The sequence below is a fragment of the Deltaproteobacteria bacterium PRO3 genome (assembly GCA_030263375.1).
In the GTDB taxonomy this organism is placed as follows: Bacteria; UBA10199; UBA10199; order DSSB01; family DSSB01; genus DSSB01.
In genome coordinates, this window is sequence record SZOV01000112.1 from 1 (window position 1) to 9,000 (window position 9,000).

Sequence of the window (9,000 nt, forward strand, 5' to 3'; positions counted from 1 at the left end):
CCGAGGTCGTCGATCCCCTCCAGGTGAAGTCCGAGCAGGTCTTCTTCGGCGCCACCGTCACGGTCGAGGACGAGGAGGGCGAGCGCAAGACCTACGCGATTGTCGGCATCGACGAGGCGGATCCCGGCCGGGGCAAGATCAGCTGGATCTCGCCGCTGACCCGGGCCCTGCTCAAGGCGAAGGTGGGCGATCTGGTTCAGTTCCGCACCCCGAAAGGGATTCGCGAGCTCGAGGTCGTCGAGATCCTGTACCGGGAAATTCCCTGAAAATAACGGTTTCTCCGTCGGGCCCCGATTCCGCTTCCGTCCGGCCTCGCCCCTGGGCTATGCAAACCGCCGAAAAGGAGCGCGGCGTCGCATGCGCATGATCGGAACCCTCTCCCAGAAAAATCAAGCCAGGAAGTTCAGCGACTTCTTACTGGTGAACGGCATCCCCAACCAAGTGGAGGAAGAGGCCGACGGCTATCAGCTTTGGGTGCGCGACGACCGCCACCTGTCGGCCGCCGAACGGTTTTTTTCGGAATTCCAAAGCAATCCCGAGGCCGAGGCCTACCGCGGGCGGGGGGCGTCCGCCGGGGCGATCCGCGCCCGGGAGGAGCGGCTTGCGAAGCGATCGCCGGTGATCGACGTCCGCACCCACTGGCACCGGCTCGACACCAGCGTCGGGCCCGTGACCGGCATCCTGATCCTGCTCAGCGTCGCCATCACGCTTTTGGCCATGGCCGACCGTTCCAACGAGCTCTTGGATTATTTCTTCATCACGCGCTACGACGTGGTCGGCCCCTACCTCCAGTGGAGCGGCGGCCTGCCCGAGATCCGGCACGGCCAGATCTGGCGCTTGGTCACGCCGATCTTCATCCACAGCGGCGTCCTCCACATCCTCTTCAACATGCTCTGGCTCAAGGACCTAGGCTCCGAGCTGGAGCGCCGCCAGGGCTCCCTCTATTTTTCCATCCTGGTCCTGGCCGTCGCGATCCTCTCCAACCTGGGCCAGTACCTCCTCGCCGGCCCCAATTTCGGCGGGATGTCGGGCGTGGTCTACGGCCTGCTCGGCTACTGCTGGATCCGCGGGCGCTACGATCCGTCCTCTGGCCTCTCGCTCAATCAAGGCGTCGTCACGATGATGATTATTTGGTTTGTGCTCTGCTGGACCGGCCTGATCGGAAACGTCGCCAACTGGGCCCATACCTTCGGCCTGGTCGCGGGGATGGCCTGGGGCTTCGCGGCCGCGAAGCTGCGGCGCTGACGGTCCGCGAAAACAAGCCGATCGAAAAATTACCCGCGATGCCGCCGCAGGAATTCCGCGAGGGCGGCGCCGATCTGCTCGGCCTTGGCCCGTAGCTTGGGGTCTTTCAGGCCGCCCTCGGCGTCGAAGGCCTCGTGGGCCCGCGGGATGCCGAGTTGAGTCGGCAGGACGTGGACGCCGATATTGTGCAGGATGGAGCGCAGCGTCGCCAGGCCGCGCAGGCCGGCCAAGGCGCCCGGCGAGGCGCTGAGCAGGGCGGCGGCCTTGTCGGTGAAACAGGCCAGGGGGGCCTCGCCCGCTTCGGCGCGGGAGGCCCAGTCGATGGCGTTCTTCAAGACCCCCGAGATCGAGCTGTTGTACTCCGGCGCGGCGATCAAAAAACCGTCGTGCCCCTTCATCAAGGCCTTCAGTTTTTTGGCGTTATCCGGCAGGCCGCCCTCGGCCTCGAGGTCCCCGTCGTAGAGGGGCAGGGGGAGCTCCTTCAAGTCCAAGACCGTCACCTCGGCGCCCGCGGCCCGGGCGCCCGCGACGGCCACCCGCAGCAGTTTTTTGTTGAAAGAGTCCCGGCGGGTGCTGCCGGCGAAGGCTAGGATGCGAGGGGTGTGGGCCATGGCGGGAGGCTAACGCCCTTCGGCGCGGAAATAAATTCCTTTTTACCGGGGGCGTTTTCCGCTAGAGCGGCGGCGATGCAGATCGTGATGGAGATCGCCGCCTTGGTCTTTCCGGTCTTCGCCTCCTACGCCCTGCGTAGCCACGGCGTGACCCAAAAACTCGCCGAGCTGCTCTCCCGCGAGGTCGAGGGCCTGAGCGCCTCCCAGCTCCAACGCCTGATCGCGCCGCGGGCGCAGTGGGTGACGATCTTGACCGCCTCGGTGCTGGGGGCGACGGTCCTGGGCTTGGCCTTTCATCTCTTGCCTTGGTATTGGGCCTTGGCCTTGTTTGCCGGGTCCTGCCTCTTGGTGCTCTTGATGAATTTCTTCACGCCGTCCGACAAGTCGCGGCACTACCTCCTGGTCATCCTGAAAAACCTCAATCGGAGGATCGCGCGCTGCGAGGCGGAGGACGACGAGGAGCAGGCGGCGGCCTTGCGCGACCTGGCAGAGCGCCTCAAGTCGGTCTCCGTCCGAAAACAATTGTTCGAAGACAAGGGTCCCACATATTGATCGGAGGAATCATGTCGGAAACCGTCCCGCAAAAACTGCAAAACGTCTCGGTCGACCTGAAGGCCAACGTCTATTTCGACGGCAAGGTGGTCAGCCACAGCGTCTACGACGCCGCCGGCGCCAAGAAGACGATCGGGCTCATTTATCCGGGCTCCTACCAGTTCAGCACCGGCGCCCCCGAGCGCATGGTGATCGTGGCCGGCACCTGCAAGGTCAAGGTCGCGGGTGAGGAGGAGTGGAAGACCTACGCGGCGGGGATGGAGTTCCGCGTGCCGGGAAATTCCGCCTTCGAGATTTCGGTGCTGCGCGGGATCACCGAGTACCTCTGCATCTTCGAGTAAATCACTCCACCCGCAGGATCCAGCACTTCAGGTAGTCCGTCTCGGGCATGACGAGCAGGGCGGGGTGGTCGGCGGGTTGCCCGCGCTTCTCCAAAACCTGCACGCGGCGCCGCGCGTCTCGGGCCGCCTCGGCCAGGGTCTTTTCGAAGAGCTCGGGGCTCAAGTGCTGCGAGCAGGACGAGGTGACGAGGATCCCGCCCGGCCTCAGCAGGCGCATCGCCCGCAGGTTGATCTCTTTATAGCCGCGCAGGGCGGGTTTCAGGGCCGCGCGGTTTTTGACGAAGGCGGGCGGGTCCAGCGAGACCGTGTCGAAGCGCCGTCCCTCCTGGTCGCATTCTTTCAAGAAATCGAAGGCGTTGGCGCAGCGGGTCTCGACGTTGGCGAGGCCGTTGCGCTCGGCGTTGCGCCGCGCCTGCGCGAGGGCCGGCTCGGAGGCGTCGACGCAGAGGACGGATTTGGCGCGCGGCGCGGCGTGCAGGCCGAATTGCCCCACGTAGCAAAAGGCGTCGAGCATCTCGCCGCGGGCGTAGCGGGCCGCGGCCTCGGCGTTGTAGCGCTGGTCGAGAAAGAACCCCGTCTTCTGCCCCTCCAGGGCCGGAAAGGAGAAGGTCTTTTCGGAGAAGCGGAAGGCGACTTCCTCCGGCGCCTCGCCCCAGGCCGCCTGGCGGATGAGGGGCAGTCCCTCGCGCTCCCGGACGCTCGAGTCGTTGCGCTCGAGGATGGAGCGCGGATCCAGCGTCTCGCGCAGGGCTGAGACGACGGTCTCCTTGAAGGTCTCCATCCCGGCGCTCAAGGTCTGGAAGACGGCCACGTCCGCAAAGCGGTCGACGATCAGGGAGGGCAGACGGTCGGCCTCGCCGAAGACGACGCGGTAGGCCTCTTCACCCGGATACATCTCGCGGCGCCGCTCGTGGGCGAGGCGCAGGCGCTCGCGGATCAGCCCCTCCGTGATCCGCTCCTGGCCTTGGGTCATCATGCGCAAGGCGATCAGGCTCTTGGGGCTGTAGAGGGCCTCGCCCAGGACCTTGCCCTTCTCCGAGACGACGGTCGCGGGACCGGCGATTTCGGCCTCCACGCCCGTCAAGTCGCTGCGGAAGATCCAGTCGTGGCCGCGTTGCAGTCTCTCCAGGGCTTTTTGATTGATCGTGACCTTCAATTGCGGGATCCTTCGGGCTATGGCCTTTCGACGCGTGACGCTGATCGTCCTCGATTCCGTCGGCATCGGCGCGATGCCGGACGCCGCGGACTACGGGGATGCCGGGGCCCATACCCTGAAACACTGTGCCGAGGCAATGGGCGGCTTGAGCCTGCCCGGCCTCGAGCGACTGGGCCTCGGGCGGGTGGACGCCATCCCCGGCCTTAGGGCCGTCGCCGGCCGCGGCGCCTGCTTCGGAAAGATGGCCGAGGCCTCGCCCGCCAAGGACACGACGACCGGCCATTGGGAGATGGCGGGCGTCGTCTCGGAGCGGCCGCCCAAGCTTTACCCGGGAGGTTTTCCGAAGGAACTCATCGCCGCCTTCGAGGCCGCGATCGGGAGGACGACGCTGGGAAACGTCGCCGCCTCCGGGACCACCATCATCGAGCAACTGGGCGCTGCGCATCGGGACAGCGGGGCCCCGATCGTCTACACCAGCGCCGACAGCGTCTTCCAGATCGCCTGCCACGAGGCGAGCGTGCCCGTCGACGAGCTCTACGGCTACTGCGAGATTGCCCGCGGCCTCTGCGACGCCTATGACGTTGGACGGGTGATCGCGCGGCCCTTCGCGGGCGAGCCGGGGAGCTTCGTCCGCACCCCGCGGCGCCGCGACTACGCCATGCCCCCGCCGGCCCCGACCGTCCTTGAGGCCCTCGCCGCCCAGGGCGTTCCCGTCGTCGGCATCGGGAAGATCGGCGACATCTTCAGCGAGCGGGGGCTCGCGCAATCCTTCCACACCCAGAGCAATCCCGAGGGGATCGCGCAGACCTTCCGCAGTTTGGAGGCGGTGCCAGAGGGCCTGATCTTCGTCAACCTGGTCGACTTCGACATGCTCTACGGCCACCGCCGCGATCCGCGCGGCTACGCGCGGGCCCTGGCGGCCTTCGACGCGGCCCTGGTAGAGCTGCTGGAAAAGCTGGGCCCCGAAGACCTGCTCTTGATCAGCGCGGACCACGGCTGCGACCCCACCTATCGGGGCACGGACCACACCCGCGAATACGTGCCGCTCCTGGCCTACGCGCCGGCGCTGCGCGGCGCCGGGGCTTCCTTGGGGGTGAGGGAGAGTTTCGCGGACATCGGGGCGACGGTGGGGGAGATCTTCGGCGTGTCTTGGGCCTCGGGCCGGAGCTTTCTCTCCGAATTAGCGCTGTAGGGGCGAACACAAGGTTCGCCCCTACAAAGATCCCTAGCCAAAACGCCCTCAAAAAATTATAGCTTTGGCTCTGATGACCGCCCCCTTCGATCCTAAGACCTACCGCCGCTCCCTCGACGAGGCCGCCGCGGCGCTGCGCAAGCATTTCGGCCCCCCGCCGGACTTCGCGGTCGTCTTCGGCTCCGGCCTCGGCCGCTCCTTTCGCGAGGCCTTTCCGCGGGTCAAGGCCCGGCCCTTTTCCGACATCCCGCACCTGCTCCCCCCGCACGTCGCGGGGCATTCGGGACAGATCTACCGCGTCTCCGGAAAAACGAAGGGCGCGGTCTCGGCGCTGATCCTGCACGGCCGCATCCATTATTATGAGGGCTTCGCGCCCGAGCAGGTGGTCTTTCCCGTGCGGGCCCTGGCGCGTTGGGGGCTCAAACGCCTCGTCCTCACCAATGCCGCCGGCTCGATCCGCGAGCGCCTGCGCGTGGGGCGCTTGGCCAGGATCCGCGACCACCTCAATTTCACCGGCGGCAATCCGCTGCGCGGGCCCAACCTCGATTTTCTCGGCACCCGATTTCCCGCCATGGACGCGGCCTATGAAAACGCCTTTTCCGCGCGGGTGGATCGACTGGCGCGCGGACTGAAAATTCCCCTGCCGAAGGCCGTCTACGTCGGCATCGCGGGTCCCAGCTACGAGACCGACGCGGAAATCCGCGCCTTCCGCATCCTCGGCGGGGATCTCATCGGCATGTCCACCGTCTACGAGGCCATCGCCGCCGCCCACGCCGGCCTGCAGGTCGCGGCGCTTTCCGCCGTGACCAACTCCTGCCTGAGGCGCAAGCAGGCCCTCAACCACGAGGAGGTCCTGCACAATGCCCAGCGGGTCGACGGGCAGCTCTCCGCGCTGCTCCGCGGCCTGTTGGAGAAGGGGGTCGCGTGAGCCCGCGACGGCTCATCCTGGGGACGCGCGGCTCGCCCTTGGCGCTGGCCCAGTCCCGGCGCTTCGCCGAGGAGCTCAAGGCCGCGCACCCCGGCCTCGAGGTCGATTTCCAGACCATCACCACCTCGGGCGACCGCATCCAAAACCGCTTCCTGGCCGAGGTCGGCGGCAAGGGCCTCTTCGTGAAGGAGATCGAGGACGCCCTTGGCATAGGCGGCATCGACCTCGCGGTACACAGCCTCAAGGATATGCCTGCGGTCTTGCCGGAGGGGCTGGAGATCGCCTGCTACCCGCGGCGCAAGAGCCCGCGGGACGTCATGATCGCGCGGGAGGGATCGGATTGGCCGGCGCTGCCGCCGGGCGCCAAGGTGGGCACCAGCAGCCTGCGGCGGCGCCTGCAGCTGGGCCGCCTGCGTCCGGACCTGAATTTCGAGCTGCTGCGCGGCAACATCGACACGCGGCTGCGCAAGCTGGAGGCGGGCGATTACGACGCCATCGTCCTCGCCCGGGCCGGCATGGAGCGCCTGGGACTGGACGTCGCCCGCGCGGTGGACCTGCCGATCGTCCCGGCGCCGGGGCAGGGCACCCTCGCGATCGAGATCCGCTCGGCGGATCGGGAGCTTCGCGAGCTGCTCGCGGCCCTTCACGACATCGAGACCGAGCGGGTCTCGATGGCCGAGCGCCGCGTGATGCGCGAGCTGGGCGGGAGCTGCAACCTGCCCTTGGGGGTCTTCGGCGAGATCGCCGGCGGCGCCTTGAGGCTTCAGGCCTTTTTGGCGAGCCCGGACGGGGCGAAATATATCGAGGTGGAAAGCGAGGGATCCGCCGAAGCGCCGCTCGAGGCGGCCGACCTTTTGGTGGAGGAGATTTGGCGCCGGGGCGGGCGGGATATTTTGGCGGCGATCGGATAAGGGCGAAATTATGTTCGCTCCGACATTGGAGTATGGCACTTAAAACCAAGCCGAAAAATAAACCCGGCACCGTCTACCTCGTCGGCGCCGGTCCCGGAGATCCGGGGCTCTTGACCCTGAAGGCCCAGGCCTGCCTCGAGCGCGCCGACCTGGTCTTCTTTGACCAGCTTGTGAACCCCGAGATCCTCCGCCATTGCCCCCGCGCCAAGCGCTTCGACGTGGGCAAGCGGGGCCATCGCGGGCATTTCCCTCAAGAGAAAATCGCCAAGCTGCTGGTCCAGGCCGCGCGCCGCCACCGCGTCGTGGTGCGGCTGAAGGGCGGCGATCCCTTCGTCTTCGGGCGCGGCGGTGAGGAGGCCGAGGCGCTGCGCCGCGCTGGCGTCCCCTTCGAGATCGTCCCGGGCGTGACCAGCGCCGTGGCGGTACCGGCTTACGCGGGCATCCCGGTCACGCATCGGAGTTTCGGTTCCAGCGTCGCCTTCGTCACGGGGCACGAGGATCCGGAAAAGCCGGGGCGTCGCGCGCGCGCCCCCGCGATCGATTGGGAGGCCTTGGCGAGGCTTCCCACCTTGGTCCTGTTGATGGGCGTCAAGACCCTCGAGGAAAACTTCGCGAGACTCATTCGCGCCGGAAAATCGCCGGCGACGCCGGCGGCGATCGTCGAATGGGGGACGTACCCGCGCCAGCGCAGCCGCGTCGGCGATCTGCGCAGCCTGCCCGGGCTGGCGAAGCGCGCCGGGATCCGTCCGCCCGCAGTGACGATGGTGGGCGACGTCGTCCGGCTGAAGCCCGCCCTGGATTGGTTCGAGACGAAGCCGCTCTTCGGCCGGAGGGTCCTCGTGACCCGCTCCGGAGACCAAGCCTCCGAGCTGAGCCGTCGCCTGAGCGAGGCGGGCGCCCAAGCACTGGAGCTCCCGGCGATCGAGATCCGGCCGCCGCGTTCTTGGGCGGCCCTCGACCGCGCGATCGCGGCGATCGAAGGCTACGATTGGTTGGTCTTCACCTCCGCCCACGCCGTCGACGCCTTCTTGCTTCGCCTGAAAAAATTTCGAAAGGGTCCTTGGGGCTTGAGGCATGTGAAAATCGCCGCGGTGGGTCCGGCGACCGCTCGGCGTCTGGAGGAAGCCGGATTTTCTGTTTCCCGGGTGGGCGAGTCCTTCACCTCGGAGGATTTGGGCCGTTCCTTCCGCGCCCGCGAGGTGAAGGGAAAGAAAATCTTGTTTCCGCGCGCCGAGGTCGCGCGCGAGGCCTTTGTCTCCGAATTGCGCCAGAAGGGCGCGAGCGTCGAGGTCGCCGTGGCCTACCGCAGCGGCGCGCCGCGTCTCTCCCGCCGGAAAATTCGGGCCGCCCTCGGCGAGGGCGCGCCCGATCTTTTGACCTTCGCGAGCGGGGCCACGGCGGAGAACCTGGCTCGCCTCCTGCGCCAAGCGGGCCTCTGGGAGCGCTATCGCAAGGTTCCGGCGGCCGCGATCGGTCCCGTGACGCGGGCCGCGGCGAAGCGGGCCGGCTTTCGCGTCGTCGTCATGCCGCGGACGCATACCATCGAGGCCTTGGTCGAGGCGATCGCGAGTTATTATTCCAAAAAATTGAATGAAATTTAATGCAGGGAGGCGGCGGCGAGGCCGTCGGCCATCGCCAGGACCGGACCGTCCATGAAGCGGGCGAGGGCCAGGGAGGTGCGCTCGTTGCTGCTGCGGTAATAGGCCTCCATCTGGCGGTCGAGGTCCTGCGTGTTGTCCGCTAGGTTGGCGGCATGGGTCGAGGCGTGCCGGTGGCTGGAGGACTCCCGCTCGCGGATCGTCCGCTCGGCGGCGATCAGCTCTTCGAGGCGCCGCGTGTCGAAGCGGTCCGCCGCGCCGGGCATGGTCAAGGGGGCCTCGAAATTGCGGATGCGCTCGACGTTGGCGCGATCGACGGAGTCGAGGAAGGCGAGGGCCTCGGCGCGGTTCCAAGGGCGGCGCGAGCCGTCGGCCTCGGTCACGCGGTAGCCGCGGAACTGGGCGAGGATGTAGTCCGCGCGCCGCTCCCGGGACCACAAGACCGAACCCGGATCCTCCGCGGCCT

General features: G+C 67.4%; 10 protein-coding genes. 8 read left to right on the forward strand and 2 right to left on the reverse strand.

Features of this window, described 5'->3' with window-relative positions; genetic code table 11:
* Positions 1–266: transcription elongation factor GreB (locus tag FBR05_13325; GenBank protein MDL1873160.1), on the forward strand; the 266-nt coding region annotated here is incomplete at its 5' end.
* 91 nt (positions 267–357) lie between these two features.
* Complete coding sequence (locus tag FBR05_13330) at positions 358–1,245, forward strand: rhomboid family intramembrane serine protease (protein ID MDL1873161.1); 888 nt, start codon at positions 358–360, stop codon at positions 1,243–1,245.
* A gap of 29 nt (positions 1,246–1,274) precedes the next feature.
* On the opposite strand, the gene FBR05_13335 is transcribed toward FBR05_13330, so the two are convergent.
* The gene (locus FBR05_13335) at positions 1,275–1,856 is read right to left on the reverse strand and encodes an NAD(P)H-dependent oxidoreductase (GenBank protein MDL1873162.1); all 582 of its coding nucleotides are present in this window, start codon (positions 1,854–1,856) and stop codon (positions 1,275–1,277) included.
* 75 nt (positions 1,857–1,931) lie between these two features.
* Between FBR05_13335 and FBR05_13340 the strand changes: the two genes are divergently transcribed.
* Entirely contained in the window at positions 1,932–2,408 is a 477-nt protein-coding gene (locus FBR05_13340) for a hypothetical protein (protein ID MDL1873163.1), read from the forward strand.
* A gap of 11 nt (positions 2,409–2,419) precedes the next feature.
* On the forward strand, positions 2,420–2,749 hold the full coding sequence (locus tag FBR05_13345) for a pyrimidine/purine nucleoside phosphorylase (protein ID MDL1873164.1): 330 nt from the start codon (positions 2,420–2,422) through the stop codon (positions 2,747–2,749).
* A gap of 1 nt (position 2,750) precedes the next feature.
* Here the strand turns inward: FBR05_13345 and FBR05_13350 are convergent, their stop codons facing one another.
* Positions 2,751–3,971 carry a class I SAM-dependent rRNA methyltransferase gene (locus FBR05_13350; protein ID MDL1873165.1) on the reverse strand — a complete coding sequence of 407 codons (1,221 nt, stop codon included), beginning with the start codon at positions 3,969–3,971 and terminating at the stop codon, positions 2,751–2,753.
* Between FBR05_13350 and FBR05_13355 the strand changes: the two genes are divergently transcribed.
* The 4 genes from FBR05_13355 to cobA all read left to right on the forward strand — a co-directional run bounded on the left by FBR05_13355 (position 3,925) and on the right by cobA (position 8,537).
* Positions 3,925–5,097, forward strand: a complete 1,173-nt coding sequence (locus FBR05_13355; GenBank protein ID MDL1873166.1) for a phosphopentomutase — start codon at positions 3,925–3,927, stop codon at positions 5,095–5,097. The two genes, FBR05_13350 and FBR05_13355, sit on opposite strands and share 47 nt — an antisense overlap.
* Before the next feature lie 64 nt (positions 5,098–5,161).
* Positions 5,162–6,025 (forward strand): purine-nucleoside phosphorylase, encoded by an 864-nt coding sequence (locus tag FBR05_13360; GenBank protein ID MDL1873167.1) that lies wholly within the window; start codon positions 5,162–5,164, stop codon positions 6,023–6,025.
* Positions 5,911–6,936 (forward strand): hydroxymethylbilane synthase, encoded by a 1,026-nt coding sequence (gene hemC, locus FBR05_13365; protein ID MDL1873168.1) that lies wholly within the window; start codon positions 5,911–5,913, stop codon positions 6,934–6,936. Before FBR05_13360 ends, hemC begins: the two co-directional genes overlap by 115 nt.
* A 32-nt stretch (positions 6,937–6,968) precedes the next feature.
* A complete protein-coding gene (cobA, locus tag FBR05_13370; GenBank protein ID MDL1873169.1) occupies positions 6,969–8,537 on the forward strand; it encodes a uroporphyrinogen-III C-methyltransferase in 1,569 nt (522 codons plus the stop codon).
* The last annotated feature ends 463 nt before the right edge of the window (positions 8,538–9,000 follow it).